The organism is Pseudomonas sp. EA_5y_Pfl2_R50, assembly GCF_963970475.1.
GTDB lineage: Bacteria > Pseudomonadota > Gammaproteobacteria > Pseudomonadales > Pseudomonadaceae > Aquipseudomonas.
In genome coordinates, this window is the sequence record NZ_CAXAPT010000001.1 from 234,580 (window position 1) to 255,085 (window position 20,506).

The 20,506-nt window shown below is 60.6% G+C and carries 17 protein-coding genes and 1 pseudogene; 11 read left to right on the forward strand and 7 right to left on the reverse strand.

The genetic code is table 11. The features are described from left to right. Positions 1-16: 16 nt before the first annotated feature. A pseudogene (locus AACY19_RS00990) lies at positions 17-966 on the forward strand (DUF1853 family protein). A gap of 61 nt (positions 967-1,027) precedes the next feature. Here AACY19_RS00990 and AACY19_RS00995 read toward each other — a convergent pair. Together AACY19_RS00995 and AACY19_RS01000 are read right to left on the reverse strand one after the other, a co-directional pair. Next, positions 1,028-2,311 carry an arsenic transporter gene (locus AACY19_RS00995; RefSeq protein WP_339447070.1) on the reverse strand — a complete coding sequence of 428 codons (1,284 nt, stop codon included), beginning with the start codon at positions 2,309-2,311 and terminating at the stop codon, positions 1,028-1,030. Positions 2,312-2,459: 148 nt separating this feature from the next. Then, complete coding sequence (locus tag AACY19_RS01000; protein WP_339447072.1) at positions 2,460-3,017, reverse strand: NADPH-dependent FMN reductase; 558 nt, start codon at positions 3,015-3,017, stop codon at positions 2,460-2,462. Between the two features lie 183 nt (positions 3,018-3,200). Here AACY19_RS01000 and AACY19_RS01005 point away from each other — a divergent pair, with 183 nt between their 5' ends. Both AACY19_RS01005 and AACY19_RS01010 read left to right on the forward strand, forming a co-directional pair. Continuing rightward, positions 3,201-3,431, forward strand: a complete 231-nt coding sequence (locus AACY19_RS01005) for a hypothetical protein (protein ID WP_339447074.1) — start codon at positions 3,201-3,203, stop codon at positions 3,429-3,431. An 85-nt stretch (positions 3,432-3,516) separates the two neighbouring features. Next, positions 3,517-4,410: a LysR substrate-binding domain-containing protein gene (locus AACY19_RS01010; RefSeq protein ID WP_339447076.1), complete on the forward strand. Its 894-nt coding sequence runs from the start codon at positions 3,517-3,519 to the stop codon at positions 4,408-4,410. Here the strand turns inward: AACY19_RS01010 and AACY19_RS01015 are convergent. From AACY19_RS01015 to AACY19_RS01035, 5 genes are all read right to left on the reverse strand, one after another. Next, a complete protein-coding gene (locus AACY19_RS01015; protein ID WP_339447078.1) occupies positions 4,376-4,990 on the reverse strand; it encodes a GNAT family N-acetyltransferase in 615 nt (204 codons plus the stop codon). The two genes, AACY19_RS01010 and AACY19_RS01015, sit on opposite strands and share 35 nt — an antisense overlap. 14 nt (positions 4,991-5,004) lie before the next feature. Beyond that, entirely contained in the window at positions 5,005-7,260 is a 2,256-nt protein-coding gene (locus AACY19_RS01020; protein ID WP_339447080.1) for an Orn/Lys/Arg decarboxylase N-terminal domain-containing protein, read from the reverse strand. A 117-nt stretch (positions 7,261-7,377) separates the two neighbouring features. Next, positions 7,378-8,136 carry a DNA polymerase III subunit epsilon gene (gene dnaQ / locus AACY19_RS01025; protein ID WP_339447081.1) on the reverse strand — a complete coding sequence of 253 codons (759 nt, stop codon included), beginning with the start codon at positions 8,134-8,136 and terminating at the stop codon, positions 7,378-7,380. 193 nt (positions 8,137-8,329) lie between these two features. After that, positions 8,330-8,791: a ribonuclease HI gene (rnhA, locus tag AACY19_RS01030; RefSeq protein ID WP_339447082.1), complete on the reverse strand. Its 462-nt coding sequence runs from the start codon at positions 8,789-8,791 to the stop codon at positions 8,330-8,332. A 92-nt stretch (positions 8,792-8,883) separates the two neighbouring features. After that, positions 8,884-9,642: a class I SAM-dependent methyltransferase gene (locus AACY19_RS01035; protein ID WP_339447083.1), complete on the reverse strand. Its 759-nt coding sequence runs from the start codon at positions 9,640-9,642 to the stop codon at positions 8,884-8,886. A 66-nt stretch (positions 9,643-9,708) separates the two neighbouring features. Here AACY19_RS01035 and gloB point away from each other — a divergent pair, with 66 nt between their 5' ends. The 8 genes from gloB (at position 9,709) to fabI (ending at position 20,477) form a co-directional block, all read left to right on the forward strand. Next, complete coding sequence (gene gloB / locus AACY19_RS01040) at positions 9,709-10,476, forward strand: hydroxyacylglutathione hydrolase (RefSeq protein WP_339447084.1); 768 nt, start codon at positions 9,709-9,711, stop codon at positions 10,474-10,476. A gap of 99 nt (positions 10,477-10,575) precedes the next feature. Then, positions 10,576-12,039, forward strand: coding sequence for a transglycosylase SLT domain-containing protein (locus AACY19_RS01045; RefSeq protein ID WP_339447085.1), 1,464 nt, complete (start codon positions 10,576-10,578; stop codon positions 12,037-12,039). Positions 12,040-12,281: 242 nt separating this feature from the next. Next, the gene (locus AACY19_RS01050; protein ID WP_339447086.1) at positions 12,282-14,114 is read left to right on the forward strand and encodes an extracellular solute-binding protein; all 1,833 of its coding nucleotides are present in this window, start codon (positions 12,282-12,284) and stop codon (positions 14,112-14,114) included. Then, positions 14,111-15,952 (forward strand): extracellular solute-binding protein, encoded by a 1,842-nt coding sequence (locus tag AACY19_RS01055; RefSeq protein WP_339447088.1) that lies wholly within the window; start codon positions 14,111-14,113, stop codon positions 15,950-15,952. Before AACY19_RS01050 ends, AACY19_RS01055 begins: the two co-directional genes overlap by 4 nt. A 4-nt stretch (positions 15,953-15,956) precedes the next feature. After that, the gene (locus tag AACY19_RS01060) at positions 15,957-17,030 is read left to right on the forward strand and encodes a microcin C ABC transporter permease YejB (protein WP_339447090.1); all 1,074 of its coding nucleotides are present in this window, start codon (positions 15,957-15,959) and stop codon (positions 17,028-17,030) included. 1 nt (position 17,031) lies between these two features. Further along, complete coding sequence (locus tag AACY19_RS01065) at positions 17,032-18,051, forward strand: ABC transporter permease (RefSeq protein WP_339447092.1); 1,020 nt, start codon at positions 17,032-17,034, stop codon at positions 18,049-18,051. A gap of 1 nt (position 18,052) precedes the next feature. Beyond that, entirely contained in the window at positions 18,053-19,663 is a 1,611-nt protein-coding gene (locus tag AACY19_RS01070) for an ABC transporter ATP-binding protein (protein WP_339447094.1), read from the forward strand. Between the two features lie 19 nt (positions 19,664-19,682). Next, on the forward strand, positions 19,683-20,477 hold the full coding sequence (gene fabI / locus AACY19_RS01075; RefSeq protein WP_007910591.1) for an enoyl-ACP reductase FabI: 795 nt from the start codon (positions 19,683-19,685) through the stop codon (positions 20,475-20,477). Positions 20,478-20,506: the final 29 nt, after the last annotated feature.

A 20,506-nucleotide genomic window follows, 5' to 3' on the forward strand; every position in this document is an offset into this window, starting at 1 on the left:
AGGCTATGCTCGCAGGATGATCCTGTTTCCCGACCTGCTGCAATTGCCCCATCAATTACGCCACCCGGAAGTGCGGGACCTGGCGTGGGTGATCCTTGCCCCGCCGATGCTCGCCGTCACGCCGTGGCCGCAGCGCCATCCGCTGGCGGGCAGCGACTGGGTGCACAACCCGGAAGGCCTGGAGCGCTGGCTGCGTCAGCTCGACCGCGACAGTTACGGACTGTTGCACTGGCTGTCCCAGGCGCGCACCCGACGTCTGGGCCTGTATTACGAACGGCTGTGGCAGTTCGCCGTGCAGCATGCGCCGGGGATCGAGTTGATCGCGGCCAATCTGCCGATCCGCCGCGAAGGCCACACGCTCGGCGAACTGGACATGCTGCTGCGTGACGCGATGGCGTGCACCATCAGGAACTGGCGATCAAGTTGTACCTCGGCCCGCAAAATGGCGACGGCCATGATCCGGCGCAGTGGCTGGGGCCGGGTTGCCATGATCGTCTCGACCGCAAGCTGGCGCATCTGGCGCAACATCAGTTACCGATTTCGGCCCGCCCGGAAAGCCGTGAAGTGCTGGCGGCGCTGGACATCGAATCGTTCAGTGCGCAGTTGTGGCTCGGCGGTTATCTGCTGTACCCGTGGCCCGGTCTGTCTCAGTCGCCCCATGGCGCGCACCCCCAGCATTTGCGCGGCAGCTGGCTGCATCAGAAGGACTGGCCGGCGTTCGTCGCGCAACGCCCGCCGGGCCGCTGGCAACCCCTGCCCCGCCACGCCTGGCTGGCGCCGGCGCACTACCCGGCGGAGCAGACCTGGGCGGCGGAACATTTGCAGATGTGGCTGGAAGACCTCGAACCGCTGGCACCGGCGCAATTGATGGTGCGACTGACCGAAAATGCGCAAGGGGAATGGGAAGAGGCCGAGCGGTTGTTTCTGGTGTCCGACCTTTGGCCGAATGTCCCGGGCCAGACCTGATTTTTTGTGTCGCCTGTACCGGCCCCATCGCTGACTTGCCAGCGAGTGGAGCCGACCGGGTCTAGATTGAAAGCCGCAAAGCCAAAGCCGCCAACGTCACCAGCAACACTGGCACCGTCAGCACAATCCCGACCCTGAAGTAATACCCCCAGCCAATATGAATCCCCTTGCGCTCCAGCACGTGCAACCACAACAAGGTCGCCAGACTGCCAATCGGGGTGATCTTCGGCCCAAGATCGCTGCCGATCACGTTGGCATAGATCATCGCCTCCTTGACCACCCCGCTCGCCTGGCTTGCATCAATCGACAACAGCCCGATCAGCACCGTCGGCAGATTGTTCATGATCGATGACAGCAGCGCCGTCAGCACCCCCGTGCCCATCGCCGCGCCCCAAACGCCCTGCACGGCGAAGACATCCAGCCATCCGGCCAGATACCCGGTCAAGCCGGCATTGCGCAGGCCATAGACCACCAGGTACATGCCCAAAGAGAAAATCACGATCTGCCACGGCGCCTCCTTCATCACCTTGCGCGTGGAAATCTTGTGCCCTCGGGCGGCGATGCCCAGCAGCAGCGCCGCGCACACCGCCGAAATCGCACTGATGGGAATGCCCAGGGGTTCGAGGGCAAAACAGCCGAGCAAGAGTATCAGCAACACCACCCAACCGGCGTAGAACGTCGCTTTGTCGTGGATCGCGGTTGCCGGGCGTGCCAGTTGTTCAGGGTCGTATGCCTTGGGAATGTCGCGCCGGAAGAACCACAGCAACATCGCCAGCGTTGCGGCGACGCTGACGAAGTTGACCGGCACCATCACCGCCGCATACCGGTTGAAACCGATGTGGAAGAAGTCTGCCGAAACAATGTTGACCAGATTCGACACCACCAGCGGCAGGCTCGCGGTGTCGGCAATAAATCCGGCGCCCATGACGAAGGCCAGCGTGGTTGCCGGCGAGAAGCGCAGCGCCAGCAGCATGGAAATCACGATGGGGGTGAGAATCAGCGCCGCGCCGTCGTTGGCGAACAGCGCCGAGACCAACGCGCCGAGCAGCACCATGAAGGCGAACAGCTTGCGCCCGTTGCCGCGCCCCCAACGCGCCACGTGCAACGCCGCCCAGGCGAAAAAACCGGCCTCGTCGAGCAACAGGCTGATGATGATCAGTGCGACAAAAGTACCGGTGGCATTCCAGATGATCTGCCAGACCAGCGGGATATCGCTCAGGTGCACAACGCCGAAAATCAACGCCAGCACCGCGCCAAGCGTCGCACTCCAGCCAACGCCGAGGCCTTTGGGTTGCCAGATGACAAGGGTAATGGTCAGCAGAAAAATCAGTGACGCAGCAAGCATCAGCAACAGCCTTGAATTATCAAATGAGTGGAGATCCAAAAATGCGGGAGCGGGCTTGCTCGCGAAGGCGGTGCATCAGGTGCTGATTGATCAGCTGACACACTGCTTCGCGAGCAAGCCCGCTCCCACATTTGTTTTCTCGGTGAAACTACTTTTTGTGTTGCTCTACGAACTGTCCGTAAGCATTGATAAAGCTTTGCAGGAAAGGTTTCACCGTTTCGCTCAATTTGCCGGCCTCGTCAAACGCCGAACCCGCGCCGCCCAGATACGCCTCTGGCTGCTGCATGCACGGCACATTGAGAAACACGAATGACTGGCGCAGATGCTGGTTAGCGCCAAACCCGCCGATAGCGCCCGGCGACACACTGATCACCGCACCTGGCTTGCCACTCCACACCGCCTTGCCATAAGGCCGCGAGCCAACGTCAATGGCGTTCTTCAGCGGCGCCGGCACGGAGCGATTGTATTCCGGCGTTACAAACAGCACCGCGTCGGATGAACCGACTTGTTGGCGGAAAGTGCTGTAGGCTGCCGGCGGTGAATCGCCGTCGATGTCTTCGTTATAGAGTGGCAAATCGCCAATTTCGACAATCGTCAGCTTGAGGTTCGCCGGCGCCAGCTCCGCCAGTGCCAGGGCGACCTTGCGGTTGATTGAGGCTTTACGCAGGCTACCGACCACTACCGCGACGTTATAGACATTGCTCATGAACGACTCTCGACTGTTCTTGGGAGGAGCCAGTAGTTATAGATGATCCGGTGACGATTCCACCAGCAGACGAGGGAAATTCCCGGCTGCTGATTATTTTTTTCCTATAGGAAAACTTACCGCGCTTGCTGAAGGTCTACCAAGCCGCAAATCAAGCGTTTTATCTCCAGAGGTTCTAAGCAGATGGCAGCAGTACTCGTCGGTCAGTTCCATGCAAGAGATGCGGAAGGCCGCGTTTATTCCGTGCATGAGTTCCAGGAATCCAACCCGTCGGCAGACGGTTCCACTGGCTCGGAGCCGATTTACAAACTGGCCATTGGAGATCGCGTCAACAAGGTCAGCGACACCGAGTTTCTCCTGGTTCAGTCAGGCATTACCCTGACCCGCGAGCCTGAGCCAACCGTTGCTTCATAACTCACCGTTATGAGCAGAAGTCATATGCGCAGACTTGGGGTAGGATTCAGCCACTGACCCCACCTGCTGAACATGGACTTCACGCATGCGTTTACGTCATATCGAAGTGATTCAGGCGCTCTTGCAGACCGGTCACCTGGGCACCGCCGCCGAATGGTTGCAATTGCCCGTAACCGAGGTCGAAGAGCGTTTGCGCGAAGCCGAGAGTCAGTTGGGGTTCATGCTGTTCGCCAGCGTTCGCGGGCGCCTGCAATCGACGCCCGAAGCGCGGGCATTGCAGGTCGAAATCGCGCATGTTTATGAAGCGCTGGAGCCGGTGCAGCGCCTGGCCAGCAGCCTCAAGCAATACCTCGCCCCGCCCCTGCGCATCATCAGCACCCCGCCGCTGGCGCAACAATTACTGCCACAAAGCCTGGCCGCCCTGCGTCGACGCCTGCCCGATGCACCGTGCAGCCTGCTCAGCACGCCGACCCGCGATATCGTCCGCAGCCTGTTGTTGCGCGAAAGCGATCTGGGCCTGAGTCTGCACGATCCCGAACATCCCGACATTGATTGCCGGCCACTGGCCCAGGGCAAGCTGCAACTGCTCGCGCCCCATGGCTGGCTGCAACCGAAGCAGAAATACCTGTCCGTGCAGGATCTGGCCGGCCAGGCGATGGTCGGCCTCGAAGGTCAGGACCCGTTGAGCGTGGCGCTGGAGCACAAGCTCCAGGCCTTGCGCCCGGCACCGAGCATCCAGACCCGCGTGCAAACCCATCAGATGATGCGCAGCATGGTCGAGGCCGGCGAAGGGCTGGCGATTGTCGATCCGTTCACCGCCCTCGGTGCCCGGACCGCCGGCCTCGATGTCTGCCCGTTGTCTCCGGCCGTGCCGATCAGCCTTTACGCGCTGACCTATCGGCATGCACCGAGCGCTCCGGCGATTCAGACCTTGCTTGGCATCATCACGGAACAAGCCGAGGCGATGCTGTCGAGTTGAGTGGTTTTTCCAGCGGGTTATCGAACAATCGATACCAGAACAACGCCACTTCGGCGGTGTTCGGATCAATGCCGCGATAGCGCAACTGGTCGATACCGCCAATCACATAGCCACACCGCTCATAGAGCCGACAGGCACCGAGGTTGTTGTTCTGGGTTTCGAGCATGATGCCCGGCAGCTTCTTTTTCCGACTCCAGAACTGCGCGACGTCCAGCAACGCCTTGGCCACGCCATGGCGACGCGCCGGGGCGTGCACCGCCAGTTCATCAATGTGGGCAAAACCGTTCCAGTTGGTGCTGATCACCAGATGCCCCACGGGCTCATCGTCGAGATAGGCCATGAAGATCGCGCTGTCAGGCGCATTGTGAAAGGCGCTGAACTCTTCGGGGTCGATGCCGTAGCACTTGCGGTAAGGCACGATGGGCGTCACCGGCCATTGCTCGACCGGTTTGCCGATCACCGCAGCGCCATAGGCAGCGACCTCGAAGCTGAAGTCGCTGCCCCAGATATAAGGCGCAAAGCCTTCATCGGCGACCCGCACCGAGAGCCCTGGATATTTCGGATTCATGACCGGTTGCATACTGGGAAAAGTCCTCATTCCTTGACGCAATCGACGGTGTACTGCCGTCCACTGCCTTCATCTTCGTGCTGCAATCCATGCACATCCGCGACAAAACCGGGAAAGCTGCTATCGAACGTGCGAGCAAATTTCAGGTAATCGATGATCGAGCGGGTCGATTCGGTGAACCGTTCGCCGGGCATGATCAGCGGAATGCCGGGCGGGTACGGCACCAGCATCACCGCCGCAATCCGTCCCTCCAGCTCATCAATCGGCACCGCCTCGACTTCGCCGCGCACCAGATGATCGTAGGCGTGGGCGGGTTTCATGGCAATTTCCGGGAGCACGGTGTACATGCGTTTAAGGTGTCTGGCCGTGGCATTGCTGCGATAGCAGGCGTGCAATTGGTCGCACAAGTCGCGCAGGCCCATACCGCGATAACGCACAGCGTCTTGTTGCGCCACGCACGGCAGGCACGTGTCGAGGCGCACATTGGCGTCGTAGCTGCGCTTGAATTCCAGCAACTCGGTGAGCAGCGTGCTCCACTTGCCTTTGGTGATTCCCATCGAGAACAACACCAGGAATGAATACAGCCCGGTCTTCTCCACCACCAGCCCGCGCTCCCAGAGAAACTTGCTGACCACCGCCGCCGGGATGCCCTTCTCGCTCAACGCACCGCCGGCATTCAGCCCGGGCATGACCAGCGTGACCTTGATCGGATCGAGCAGCACGTAGTCGTCGCTGACGTCGCCAAAACCATGCCAGTCGGCATCCGGTTGCAGCAACCAGTCTTCGGTCTGTACGCGATCAATGCCCTCGACGCCCGGCGGCTGCCAGATCGAGAACCACCAGTCATCGGCGGCAATATGCTGACGCAGATTGGCCAGCGCCCGGCGAAAGCTCAGCGCCTCATCAAAGGTTTCCTGTAACAGCGAACGCCCGGCCGGACCTTCCATCATCGCCGACGCCACGTCCAGCGAAGCAATGATGCTGTACTGCGGCGACGTCGAGATATGCATCATGAACGCTTCGTTGAAACGGTCCCGATCCAGCTGGCGTGCGCCGCCGTCCTGCACATGAATCATCGACGCCTGACTGAACGCCGCCAGCAGCTTGTGAGTGGAATGGGTGGTGAACACCAACGGGCTGTCAGCGCTGCGCGAGGTGGCCATGCCGTAACGTCCGGCAAAGAATTCGTGAAACGCCGCATAGGCGTACCAGGCTTCGTCGAAATGCAGGACTTCAACGCTGTTGCCGAGGCTTTGCTTGATCAATTCGGCGTTGTAACAGAGGCCATCGTAGGTCGAGTTGGTGACCACCGCCAGTTTGACTTTCGGCGCACGGCCCTTGGTCAGCGGGCTGGCGTCGATCTTGGTCTGAATCGATTCGCGGCTGAATTCGCTCAGCGGAATCGGTCCGATGATCCCCAGTTCATTACGCTCCGGGCACAGGTAAAGCGGAATCGCGCCGGTCATGATGATCGCGTGCAACACCGACTTGTGGCAGTTGCGATCAACCAGCACCAGATCATCGCGCCCGACCATCGAGTGCCAGACAATCTTGTTGGCGGTCGAGGTGCCATTGATCACGAAAAAGGTGTGATCAGCGCCGAAATTGCGCGCCGCGCGCGCTTCCGCTTCAGCCAGTGGCCCGGTGTGATCGAGCAGCGACCCGAGTTCCGGTACCGAGACGGACAAGTCCGAACGCAAGGTGTTTTCGCCAAAAAACTGATGGAACGCCTGCCCCACCGGGCTTTTGTGATAGGCGACGCCGCCGCCATGACCGGGGGTGTGCCAGGAATAGTTGGAATCCGCCGTGTGCTGCACCAGCGCCTTGAAAAACGGTGGCAGCAAACCGTCCAGATACTTGCGCGCCGCCCGCGCGATCTGGCGAGCAAGGAACGGCACGGTGTCTTCGAACAGGTACAGAATGCCGCGCAATTGATTGAGCTCGGCCATGGCATCGGCGGGAGCATTTTCCAGGGTGACTTGTTCGCCCAAGGCAAAGATCGGCAGATCCGGGGCGCGCACCCGGGCCAGACCGATCAGTTCGGCCATGTTCTGCAACAGATGCGAGTTCGTGCTGGCGTCTTCGGCGGCGATCAGCATGCACGCCAGGCCATGATGGGTCGATGCCACCAACCGCCCTTCGGTGTAATCGGTGGCCGAAACGATACTGAAGCCTTCCTGCTCCAACTCCCGGGCGATGCCACGAATGCGGTCACCGGCGACCGTGTCGGACTTGATGTCGCGATGGACGATCAATACCGGAAACTTCAAATCTTTGTACATGGGGCTCAGTGTCCTGAGGCGGCGGCATTGAGTCCGCCAATGCACTCAGGGTAGAGGGTTGCAGCGAATGTGGCGAGGGTGGCCAGTTGGCTTCACACCGCCAGACGCAAAAGATCCTCAGGCCTGGGCGTCAGCCTCGGCAATCTGCGTCCACATTGCCGGGGCGCCCGCCGACTTGGCGATGATTTCCAGACGCGCCAGATGCGCCGCCAGTTCTTCTTCAGTGGCACGAATGATTCGCGCGGGCTGACGATCAGCCGGCAGACGACGAATTTCCGTGGCGGAATTGTCCGCACCCTCGCCCGTGCCATTACCGTCGGAGGCATTGCCCGCCAGCGACAGGCTGGTCTGGCCGCCAGTCATGGTCAGGTAGACGTCGGCGAGAATCTCCGAGTCGAGCAACGCGCCGTGCAGTTCGCGGCCGGAGTTGTCGACGCCGTATCGCTTGCACAAGGCATCGAGGCTGTTGCGCTGACCCGGGTGACGCTCCCGGGCCATCATCAGGGTGTCGAGGATCGAGCAATGCCGGGTGATGTCAGCGCGATCATGCTGGCCCATCAAGGCGAATTCGTTGTTGATGAAGCCAACGTCGAACGCCGCGTTGTGGATGATCAGCTGTGCGCCCTTGATGAACTCGAAGAACTCATCGGCCACTTCGTTGAAACGCGGCTTGCCCACGAGGAATTCGTTGGTGATGCCGTGAACGCCAATGGCGCCTTCGTCACTCTCGCGATCCGGTTGCAGGTAGACGTGAAAGTGCCGGCCCGTCAGGCGCCGACCAATCAGTTCGACACAGCCGATTTCAATGATCCGGTGACCATCGGTCACCGGCATGCCGGTAGTTTCGGTATCGAGTACAACGGATCTGGTGGCCATCAGTGCTCAGCTCTCAACGGGTCGTTCTTGCAAAAAATGCGGATGTTAGCACGCTCGGCGGGGTGTTTCAGTCAGACCGTGTCGCCTCAATCGCCAGCAGGGCTAGCTCCCACACTGGATCTGTGGCTTTCACAAATCCCCTGTGGGAGCCAGCCCTGCTGGCGATTGAAGACACCACGGTTTATCGGGGAAATCAGCTCTGTTTGCAACCGCGCACTTCATCAACACCCCGGTTAGCCAACTGGTCAGCCCGCTCGTTACCGTGATGACCAATGTGCCCGCGCACCCATTTCCAGGTAACTTTGTGGCGATTGACCTGTTCGTCCAGCTCTTTCCACAAGTCAGCGTTTTTCACCGGTTCTTTCGCTGCGGTTTTCCAGCCGCGCTTCTTCCAGTTGGCCATCCACTCGTTGATGCCCTTCATCACGTACTGCGAGTCGGTCACCAGCAGCACTTCGCACGGACGCTTCAAGGCTTCGAGGCCGCGAATGGCGCCGAGCAGTTCCATACGGTTGTTGGTGGTGTTGGCTTCGCCGCCCCACAGTTCCTTTTCGACACCCTTGCACACCAGCAACGCGCCCCAGCCGCCGGGGCCGGGGTTGCCCTTGCAGGCGCCGTCAGTGAACAGTTCTACGCTATCGACGCTTTCGCTCATGCCACTCAATCCAGAATAAATAGTGGCCTCATCGATCACGGATCGACAATGGCCGAGGCCGGAGCGAGTCCGGCCACAGATAAAAAGAAGGTTTACGGTTCGATGCGGCGGCGATTGACCTTGGCCATCGGCAGCGGAATCAGCTTGCCCATGGGCTCGCGGCGTTCCTGGCGCAATGGCCTGAGCCCGACCACGATCTTGCGCGCGACCAATAAATAGAAGCCGCCACCCGCCAGTTGCCAGTCACCGGCCTTGCGTTCCCAGCCGGCCAGCCGGCCCTGCCACTTGGGCGACGCGAGCGGCGGACGATAGCACCCGAAGCGGCGTTTCTCCAGCGCAAAGCCGAGCAGGTTGAGCCAGTCGGCGACCCGCGAAGGCGAGATGCAACGTGCCTGGCGCAAGGCGTCGTGGGCGAACACATGACGCAGGCCCCAGGTGCTCCACGGGTTGATGCCGATGATCAGCAGGTGTCCGCCCGGCCTGACGCTGCTCGCCGCTTCACGCAGCAAGCCATGGGGCGACAGGCAGAAATCCAGACCATGCTGCATCACCACCACATCGGCGGCATGCTCGCTCAGCGGCCAGGCCTGCTCCTCGCAGACGATCTCGACCCCGGGCAACGGCGCGCCCAGACGCACGTTGCGCTGAACCTGCGGCGCTGACGGCGGAGTTTCGGCCGACGGACCGTAATGCACCAGATAGCCACCAAAGAACCGGCCCAGCTCGTCTTCAAGCATGCGCCGCTCTTCATCCAGCAGAAATTGCCCGAGCGGGCCGGACAACCATTCACGGGCGGCGCCGGTCAATGCCAGCCAGTCGGGATCGGCCTGAGCGAACGCTTTATCGGTCATGTCATTCTCCATCGCGCCAGGAACCTCTAAGATGCGCCAATGTTTCCCGCTTGGCGAATTCCGACGATGATACAGATCAGTGCCCTGCCCGCGTTCACCGATAACTACATCTGGTTGTTACAGGACCACCGCACGCAACGCTGCGCCGTGGTCGATCCGGGCGATGCCGCACCGGTGCAGGCCTGGCTCGACGCCCATGAGGGCTGGGTGTTGAGCGACATTCTGATCACCCATCACCACCATGACCACGTCGGCGGTGTCGAGCGCCTGAAAACGGCGACCGGTGCGAAAGTCTACGGCCCGGCCAGCGAAAACATTCCGGCGCGGGACGTCGCGCTCAAGGACAACGACAGCATCAACGTGCTCGGCTGGGACTTCGCCGTCTATGCGGTGCCCGGTCACACGCTCGGACACATTGCCTATTACCACCACGGGTTGCTGTTCTGCGGCGACACCCTGTTCGCTGCCGGTTGCGGGCGCCTGTTCGAAGGCACGCCGGAACAGATGTACCACTCGCTCAGCCGTCTCGCCGCGTTACCTGAAGATACGCTGGTCTATTGCACCCATGAATATACCCTGAGCAATCTCAAGTTTGCCGCTGCCGTCGAACCGGGCAACCCGAACATCGCCGCCCGTCTGGAAAAAGTCAGCCAGCAACGGCAACACGGCGTCATGACGCTGCCCTCGACCCTTGCGCTGGAAAAGCTGACAAACCCGTTTTTGCGCACCGCTGAAACATTGGTTACACAAAAAGTGGACGAACGGGCAGGCGCTCAAAACCGGGCGCCGAGTGAGGTATTTGCAGTGCTGCGGGCTTGGAAAGATAAGTTCTAAGTACCCCGTCGCTTGGTACAAAAATTCTGAATGGTTGACCGCAGGGGGTGCGCTTTCTAGAATCGCCCGACATTTTTGCCCGGAACTTACTTCCAGCCAATGTCGTCATCCATACGTAAGTCCGTCAATTCAGACGCATTGACCCGCCTGGCGCAAGCCATCGCGGTGGCTGTGTCCGCCACGCTGGCGGGCTGCTCCAGCCATGCTCCGCAGACTGAAGCGACCCATACGCCGAACATTGCTGCGCGAGCCAAGCAGAAGCCGATCTGGCTGACCGAGAAGCCCAGCCCGCAAGTGCCCCAGGACATCTGGGAACGCATGCGTCAGGGCTTCCAGTTGCAGGAAGGCCTCGGCGTGAACCCGCGCATCGAGCAACAGCGCCTGTGGTTCGCCAGCAATCCCTCTTTTCTCGAGAATGCCGGCGAACGCGGCAGTCTCTACATTCATTACATCGTCGAGCGCCTCGAAGAACGCAACATGCCGCTGGAACTGGCCCTGCTGCCGGTGATTGAAAGCGCCTACAACCCGATGGCCTATTCCCGGGCCAATGCAGTAGGTCTGTGGCAGTTCATTCCGTCCACCGGGCGTTACTTCAACTTGCGTCAGACCCGCTTCTACGATGGCCGTCGCGACATTACCGCGTCGACCACCGCTGCCATGGATTACCTGACTCGCCTGCACGACATGTTCAACGGTGACTGGTTGCTCGCCCTCGCGGCTTACAACGCCGGTGAAGGCACAGTCAGCCGCGCCATCGAACGCAATGAGAAGCTTGGCCTGCCCACCGATTACTGGAACCTTCCGCTGCCGGCGGAAACCCAGGCCTACGTGCCGAAGTTGCTGGCCCTGTCGCAAGTGGTGCTGGCACCGGAAGCCTACGGGGTCAATCTCAACCCGATTGCCAACGAGCCGTACTTCCAGGTCGTCGAAATCAACCAGCGCATGGACCTGTCCAAGGTCGCGGCAGTTGCCAACATCGACGAAGATGAACTGTTCCAGCTCAATCCGGCCTTCAAGCAACGCACCACCATCGACGGCCCTCAGCATTTGCTGGTGCCAACTTCGAAGGCGCAGTTGCTCACCGCCAGCCTGCAGACCATGCGCCCTGACGAGTTGATCAGCCCGCGTTCGCTGAAACCGGTGTTTGAGGGCGCTGATCCAGCCGAGGTCGCACAACTCAAGCGCGCCTATCGGGTCAAGCGTGGCGACAACCTCGGCTCCATCGCCAAGGCCAACAAGGTCGCGGTGAAGGATCTGCGACGCTGGAACAAGCTGACCGGCAACAACCTCAAGATCGGCCAGACTCTGGTCATGCAGGACAAGACCAAGCGCAGTCCGACGCGCAAGTCCGGCCGGGTCAACACGGTGATTGCCGCCAACAGCAAGAGCAAAGGCAAGGACGACAGCCAGCAGCAGACCCGATACAAGGTCAAGCGCGGCGACACGCTGTACGTTGTGGCCAAGCGATTCAACGTTGAAATGCAGCATCTCAAACGCTGGAATCCGGGTGCGGGTAAAGCGTTGAAGCCGGGGCAGATGCTCACGGTTTATCAGCCGCACTGACAGACGAGCCCCTGAGTATTCAGGGGCTTTTTGCTTCTGTGGGAGCGGGCTTGCTCGCGAATGCGGTGGATCAGTCACCTTGAAGGGCGGCTGACAGATCGCATTCGCGAGCAAGCCCGCTCCCAGCAGAAGCCAATGCAATCGAAGGCGATCAAGCCCACATCAACCCGCATCTTTTTCCTGTCCAGACAAGCTGTTACTGTACGGCCCACAAAGCCCAAGCCGCCTGGATCGGATCTGACTTGAAGCGTCCCCTCCTCCTGCTCCTGATCAGCCTGGCCTTGAGCTCAACCGCAAGCGCGACGATTACCGAAAGTCACGGTTATGCGCAGTTCGGCACGCTCAAGTACCCGGCCAGATTTACCCACTTCGACTGGGTCAACCCGCAAGCGCCCAAGGGCGGTACGTTGCGGGTGATGGCGTTCGGCACCTTCGATACGGTCAACCCGTACACATTCAAGGGCACCAGCCCGGTCACCACAGCGAATTTCCTCCAGTACGGCATCAACGAGCTGAACGAGCCGTTGATGGTCGGCACCGGCCAGTATTCGCCGTCCGGTGATGAGCCGGCGTCAAGCTATGGCCTGATCGCGCAAACGGTCGAGTACAGCGAAGATCGCAGCTGGGTGGTGTTCAATCTGCGCCCCGAGGCGCGTTTCCACGACGGCACGCCGATCACCGCCTACGACGTGGCGTTCTCCTATCGGACGCTGCTCAAGGAAGGCCATCCGCTGTACCGTACCGCTCTGCAGGAAGTGCTGCGGGTCGATATTCTCAACAAGCAGCGCATCCGTTTTGTGCTGAAACGCTCGGGCAATCCGCTGTTGATCCTGCGCCTCGGTGAACTGCCGGTGCTGCCGCAGCATTACTGGAAAGGCCGCGATTTCAAGGCCACCACCTTCGAACCGCCACTGGGCAGCGGCCCGTACCGCATTACCTCGGTGACGCCGGGTCGGCAACTGATCTTCGAACGGGTCAAGGATTACTGGGGCAAGGACCTGGCAGTCAATCGCGGCAAGTACAACGTTGATCGCATGGAAGTCGAGTTCTACCGCGACAGCGATGTGGCCTTCGAAGCGTTCAAGGCTGGCGAGTTCGACATCTACATCGAGCATCAGGCGAAGAACTGGGCCAACGGCTACAACTTCCCGACCATCCGCCGTGGCGAGGTGATCAAGGCACAGATCCCGCACCAGATTCCGACTCAGAGTCAGGGCCTGTTCATGAACACCCGCCGCGCAACCTTCAACGACGTCAAGACCCGTGAAGCGCTCGGTCTGATGTTCGACTTCGAGTGGACCAACCGCGCGCTGTTCAGCGACGCCTACCAGCGCACGACCAGTTACTACCCCAACAGCGAGTTTGCCGCGACGGGTCTGCCGGTCGGGCATGAATGGCTGATGCTCAAGCCGTACAAGGATCAGCTCCCGGCCAGGCTGTTCACCGAACCGTTCACCCTGCCAAAAACCGACGGTCGGGGCATTCCGCGCGAAACCATGCGCAAAGCCCTGGCGTTGCTCGCCGAGGCCGGCTGGAAACTCCACGGCCAGCGCCTGCAAAACGCCGACGGGCAACCGCTGCGGTTCGAATTGCTGCTGGTCAATCCGAATCTGGAGCGTCTTTACCAGCCGTACATCGTGAACCTGAACAGCATTGGCGTCGACGCACGCCTGCGCACCGTTGATCGCGCCCAGTACAAACAGCGCCTTGATCAATTCGATTTCGACATGATCTCGATGACGCTTGGTCAGACCCTCAGCCCGGGCCTGGAACAATGGCAGTACTTCCACTCCAGTCAGATCGGGGTCAAGGGCAGCAAGAATTACGCGGGCATCGCCAACCCGGTGGTCGATCACATGCTTGAACAACTGCTCGCCGCACGCACCCGCGACGAACAGGTCGCCGCCGGCAAGGCGCTCGACCGCGTGCTGCTCTGGCAGCACTACAGCATTCCCAACTGGTACCTCAATTATCACCGTCTGGCCTACCGCAACCGGTTGGCCTTCGTCACCACGCCGCCCTACACCCTGGGCCTGAGCGCGTGGTGGCTGAAGTCTTCGGAGAAAGATCGATGAACCCTATTCGCGCCCTGCTCGTCCAGGCCAGCGGCTTGCTGTTCGCCGGGCTGGCCTGTGCCGCCCCGCAACATGCCGTGACCCTGTACAACGAACCGCCGAAATACCCGGCCAATTTCAAACACTTCGATTACGTGAACCCGGACGCGCCCAAGGGCGGCGTTTTCCGCCAGGCCGGATTCGGCAGCTTCGACAGTCTCAACCCGTTTATCAGCAAAGGCGTGCCCGCCGATGACATCGGGCAAATCTACGACACCCTGACCAGGCACAGCCTCGACGAGCCGTTCACCGAATACGGCCTGATCGCCGGCAAAATCGAAAAGGCCCCGGACAACAGCTGGGTGCGTTTCTACCTGCGTCCCGAAGCGCGCTTCCACGACGGTCATCCGGTGCGCGCCGACGACGTGGTGTTCAGCTTCAACAAGCTGACCAAAGAAGGCTCGCCGATGTTTCGCGGCTACTACAGCGACGTTTCCGAGGTGATCGCCGAAGACCCGCTGAAAGTGCTGTTCAAGTTCAAGCACAGCAATAACCGCGAGTTGCCGCTGATCCTCGGCCAATTACCGGTGCTGCCGAAACACTGGTGGGCTGATCGGGATTTCAACAAGGGCAACCTGGAAATTCCGCTCGGCAGCGGCCCGTACAAGGTCGCCGAAGTGAAGGCTGGCCGCTCGGTGCGTTACGAACGGGTCAAGGATTACTGGGGCAAGGACCTGCCGGTCAACCGGGGCTTCTACAACTTCGACACGATGACCACCGATTACTACCGCGACAACACCGTCGCCCTCGAAGCACTGAAAGCCGGACAATTCGATTACTGGCTGGAGATGACCGCAAAAAACTGGGCCAACGCCTACAACATCCCGGCCGTCACCGAGGGCCGCTTGATCAAGGAACAGATCGCCAACAGCAACCCGACCGGCATGCAGGGCTTCATCTTCAACCTGCGCCGCCCGGTGTTTCGGGACGTGCGCGTGCGCCAGGCGCTCGGCCTGCTGTTCGATTTCGAATGGACCAACAAACAATTGTTCAACGGGGCTTACTTCCGCACCCGCAGCTATTTCGAGAATTCGGAAATGGCCGCCACCGGCCTGCCCGATGCCGATCAGCGGGCGATCCTCGAGCCGTTCCGCAGCAAGTTGCCGGCGCAGGTGTTCAGTGAAGCGTTCGACAATCCGAAGACCGATGGCAGCGGCATGATCCGCACCCAACAGCGTGAGGCCTATCAACTGCTGCAAGAGGCCGGCTGGAAGATCGTCGACGACAAAATGGTCGACGCCACGGGCAAACCGGTGGTTATCGAATTCCTCCTCGCGCAGACCGAATTCGAACGGATTTTGCTGCCGTTCAAGCGCAACCTCAGCGACCTCGGCATTGATCTGGTGATCCGCCGCGTCGACGTTTCGCAGTACATCAACCGCGTGCGTTCGCGGGACTTCGACATGATGGTCGGCAGCTTCCCGCAGTCCAACTCGCCAGGCAACGAACAGCGCGAATACTGGATGAGCGCCGCCGCCGATAAACCAAGCAGCCGCAACACCCTGGGGCTCAAAGATCCGATTGTCGATCAACTGGTGGAAAACCTGATCAACGCCGACTCGCGCAACAGTCTGGTGGCCCACGCCCGGGCACTGGATCGCGTGCTGCAGTGGGGCTATTACGTGATTCCCAACTGGCACATCAAGACCTGGCGCGTAGCGTACTGGAATCACATCGGCCATCCGAAGGTCTCACCCAAATACGACATCGGCATCAACACCTGGTGGGTCAAGCCTGACGCCAAACCGGCCATGGAAGTCGAAACCAAACTGCAGGCCGATCCTGTGGGCACGGAGTAATCAGATGCTGGCGTACATTTTTCGGCGACTGCTGCTGATCATCCCGACGCTGTTCGGCATTTTGCTGATCAACTTCGTGATCATCCAGGCCGCGCCCGGCGGCCCGGTGGAACAGATGATCGCCAAGCTCGAAGGCTTCGAAGGCGCCACCAGCCGGATTGCTGGCGGCGGTGCCGAGGTGTCGGTGGCCGGTTCGTCCTATCGCGGTGCGCAGGGCCTGGATCCGGCGCTGATCAAGGAAATCGAGCACATGTACGGGTTCGACAAGTCGGCCCCGGAACGTCTGTGGATCATGGTCAAGAACTACGCGCAGCTGGATTTCGGCGACAGTTTTTTCCGCGACGCCAAGGTCATCGACCTGATCAAGGAGAAGATGCCAGTGTCGATCTCCCTCGGGCTGTGGAGCACGCTGATCATGTATCTGGTGTCGATCCCGCTGGGGATCGCCAAGGCTACGCGCCACGGCAGCCACTTCGATGTCTGGACCAGTTCGGCGATCATCGTCGGCTACGCGATTCCGGCGTTCCTTTTTGCGATTCTACTGATCGTGGTGTTTGCCGGCGGCAGCTATCTGGACTGGTTCCCGCTCAGGGGCTTGACCTCGAACAACTTCGATGAACTGAGCATGGGCGGCAAGGTCCTCGACTACTTCTGGCACCTCGCGCTGCCGGTGACGGCGCTGGTGATCGGCAACTTCGCGACCATGACCCTGCTGACCAAAAACAGCTTCCTCGACGAGATCAACAAGCAATACGTGGTCACCGCCAAGGCCAAGGGTCTGACGCGCCATCGCGTGCTCTACGGTCACGTGTTCCGCAACGCCATGCTGCTGGTGATTGCCGGATTCCCGTCGGCGTTCATCGGCATTTTCTTCACCGGCTCGTTGCTGGTCGAGGTGATCTTCTCCCTCGACGGCCTCGGTCTGATGAGTTTCGAAGCGGCGATCAACCGCGATTACCCGGTGGTGTTCGGCACCCTGTTCATCTTCACTCTGCTCGGTTTGGTGGTGAAACTGATCGGCGACCTCACCTACACCCTGGTCGATCCGCGCATCGACTTCGAAAGCCGGGAGCATTGAGATGAACCTGTCCCCTCTCAACCGCCGCCGCTTCGAACTGTTCAAGGCCAACAAACGTGGCTGGTGGTCGCTGTGGCTGTTTCTGATTCTGTTCGGGCTGAGCCTCGGCGCCGAGCTGATCGCCAACGACAAGCCGCTGGTGGTGCATTACGACAACCATTGGTATTTCCCGGCAATCAAGCGCTATCCGGAAACCGCCTTCGGCGGCGAATTCCCGCTGGAAGCCAACTACAAGAGCCCGTACATCCGCGAATTGCTCAAGGCCAAGGATGCGTGGGTGCTTTGGGCGCCGATTCCGTACAGCTACCAGAGCATCAACTACGACCTGAAAGTCCCCGCGCCGGCCCCACCTTCAGCGGACAACCTGCTGGGCACTGATGATCAGGGCCGCGATGTGCTGGCGCGAGTGATTTACGGCTTCCGCATCTCGGTGCTGTTCGCACTGACGCTGACTGTGCTGAGTTCGATCATCGGCGTGATTGCCGGCGCCCTTCAGGGCTTCTATGGCGGCTGGGTCGACCTGGCCGGGCAGCGCTTTCTGGAAATCTGGTCGGGGTTGCCGGTGCTGTATCTGCTGATCATTCTCGCCAGTTTCGTCCAGCCGAATTTCTGGTGGCTGCTGGGAATCATGCTGCTGTTTTCGTGGATGAGCCTGGTCGACGTGGTGCGCGCCGAGTTCCTGCGTGGCCGCAACCTCGAATACGTGCGCGCCGCACGGGCGCTGGGCATGCAGAACGGCGCGATCATGTTCCGCCACATCCTGCCCAACGCAATGGTGTCGACCATGACCTTCATGCCGTTCATCCTCACCGGCGCCATCGGCACCCTCACCGCGCTGGACTTCCTCGGTTTCGGCTTGCCGGCCGGCAGTCCGTCGCTGGGCGAACTGGTCGCGCAGGGTAAATCCAACCTGCAAGCGCCGTGGCTGGGCATGAGCGCCTTTGCCGTGCTCGCATTGATGTTGAGTTTGCTGGTGTTTATCGGCGAGTCCGCTCGCGATGCCTTCGACCCGAGGAAGTGAAATGAATCAGGACAATCTGATCGAAGTACGCGACCTCGCCGTCGAGTTCGGTGTCGGCGAGCGCGTGCACCGGGTCGTCGAAGGCGTGAGTTTCGACATCAAGCGTGGCGAAACCCTTGCGCTGGTCGGTGAATCCGGCTCGGGCAAATCGGTGACCGCGCATTCGATCCTGCGCCTGCTGCCCTACCCGATGGCCCGCCATCCGGCCGGCAGCATCAACTATGCCGGGCAAAACCTGCTGGGTCTGAGCGAAAAAACCATCCGCCATATCCGCGGCAACCGCATCGCGATGATCTTTCAGGAGCCGATGACCTCGCTGAACCCGCTGCACTCCATCGAGAAGCAGATCAACGAGGTCCTCGGCATCCACAAGGGCCTGACCGGCAAAGTCGCGACCAGGCGCACGCTGGAGCTGCTGGAGATGGTCGGCATCCCCGAGCCGCACAAGCGCCTCAAAGCCCTGCCCCACGAATTGTCCGGCGGCCAGCGCCAACGCGTGATGATCGCCATGGCGTTGGCCAACGAGCCGGAACTGCTGATTGCCGACGAACCGACCACGGCGCTGGACGTGACCGTTCAGCTGAAAATCCTCGATTTGCTCAAGGAACTTCAGGCCCGATTGGGCATGTCGCTGTTACTGATCAGTCACGATTTGAACCTGGTGCGAAGAATTGCGCATCGCGTATGTGTCATGCAGCGCGGTTGCATCGTCGAACAGGCATCGTGCGAAGAGCTGTTCCGTTCGCCGCAGCATCCGTACACTCGGGAATTGCTCGGCGCGGAGCCCAGCGGGGGCCCGGCGCCCAATAAAGTCGGCGCGCCGCTGCTGGAAGTCGAGGACCTGAAAGTCTGGTTCCCGATCAAGAAAGGCCTGTTCAAGCGCACGGTGGATCACGTCAAGGCAGTGGACGGCATCAACTTCAGCCTGCCTCAGGGTCAGACCCTGGGGATCGTGGGGGAAAGCGGTTCCGGCAAATCCACGCTGGGTCTGGCGATTTTGCGCCTGATCGGCAGCAAGGGCGCGATCCGCTTTGAAGGCAAGCAGCTAGACTGCCTGACGCAGAACGAGGTTCGCCCGTTGCGTCGGGAGATGCAGGTGGTGTTTCAGGACCCGTTTGGCAGCCTGAGCCCGCGCATGTGTGTCAGTGACATCGTTGGCGAAGGCCTGCGGATTCACAGGATGGGCACCGCCGAAGAACAAGAGGCGGCGATTATTGCTGCATTGAAGGAGGTAGGTCTGGACCCGGAAACCCGGCACCGCTACCCCCACGAATTTTCCGGTGGGCAACGGCAACGAATCGCCATTGCCCGGGCTTTGGTGCTCAAACCGGCGCTGATCCTGCTGGACGAGCCGACTTCGGCGCTCGACCGGACGGTACAGCGGCAAGTGGTGGAGCTGTTGCGTTCACTGCAAGCCAGGTACAACCTGACGTATTTGTTCATCAGCCATGACCTGGCTGTCGTCAAAGCGCTGAGCCACCAGTTGATGGTGGTCAAGCATGGCCAAGTGGTCGAACAGGGAGACGCGCAAAGTATTTTTGCCGCTCCCCAACATCCGTATACACAGCAGTTGCTGGAAGCCGCTTTTTTGGCACCAGCCACTGCGCAATAACCTGAAAGAGGAGCAACACATGGGTTTTCTCGCCGGTAAGCGCGTACTGATCGTCGGTGTCGCCAGCAAGCTGTCCATCGCATCCGGCATCGCTGCCGCCATGCATCGCGAGGGCGCTGAGCTTGCCTTCACTTATCAGAACGACAAACTGAAAGGTCGTGTTGAAGAATTCGCCCAGGGCTGGGGTTCGAGCCCTGAGCTGTGCTTCCCGTGCGACGTGGCCAGCGATGAAGAAATCGCCAAGGTTTTCGAAGCACTGAGCAAGAAGTGGGACGGCCTGGACTGCATCGTCCACTCCGTTGGTTTCGCCCCGGGCGACCAACTGGACGGCGACTTCACCGAAGCCACCACCCGTGACGGTTTCCGCATCGCGCACGACATCAGCGCCTACAGCTTCGTGGCCCTGGCCAAAGCCGGCCGCGAAATGATGAAAGGCCGCAACGGCAGCCTGCTGACCCTGTCGTACCTGGGCGCCGAGCGCACCATGCCGAACTACAACGTGATGGGCATGGCCAAGGCTTCGCTGGAAGCTGGCGTGCGTTACCTGGCCGGCTCCCTGGGCCCGGACGGCACCCGCGTCAACTGCGTATCGGCCGGCCCGATCCGTACCCTGGCAGCCTCGGGTATCAAGAACTTCCGCAAGATGCTGGCCGCCAACGAAGCGCAAACCCCGCTGCGTCGCAACGTCACCATCGACGAAGTCGGCAACGCCGGCGCCTTCTTGTGCTCCGACCTGGCCTCGGGCATCAGCGGTGAAATCATGTACGTAGACGGCGGCTTCAACACCACCGCCATGGGCAACATCGAAGAGTGATCTTCGCTTAGCCAATAAAAAACCCGCCT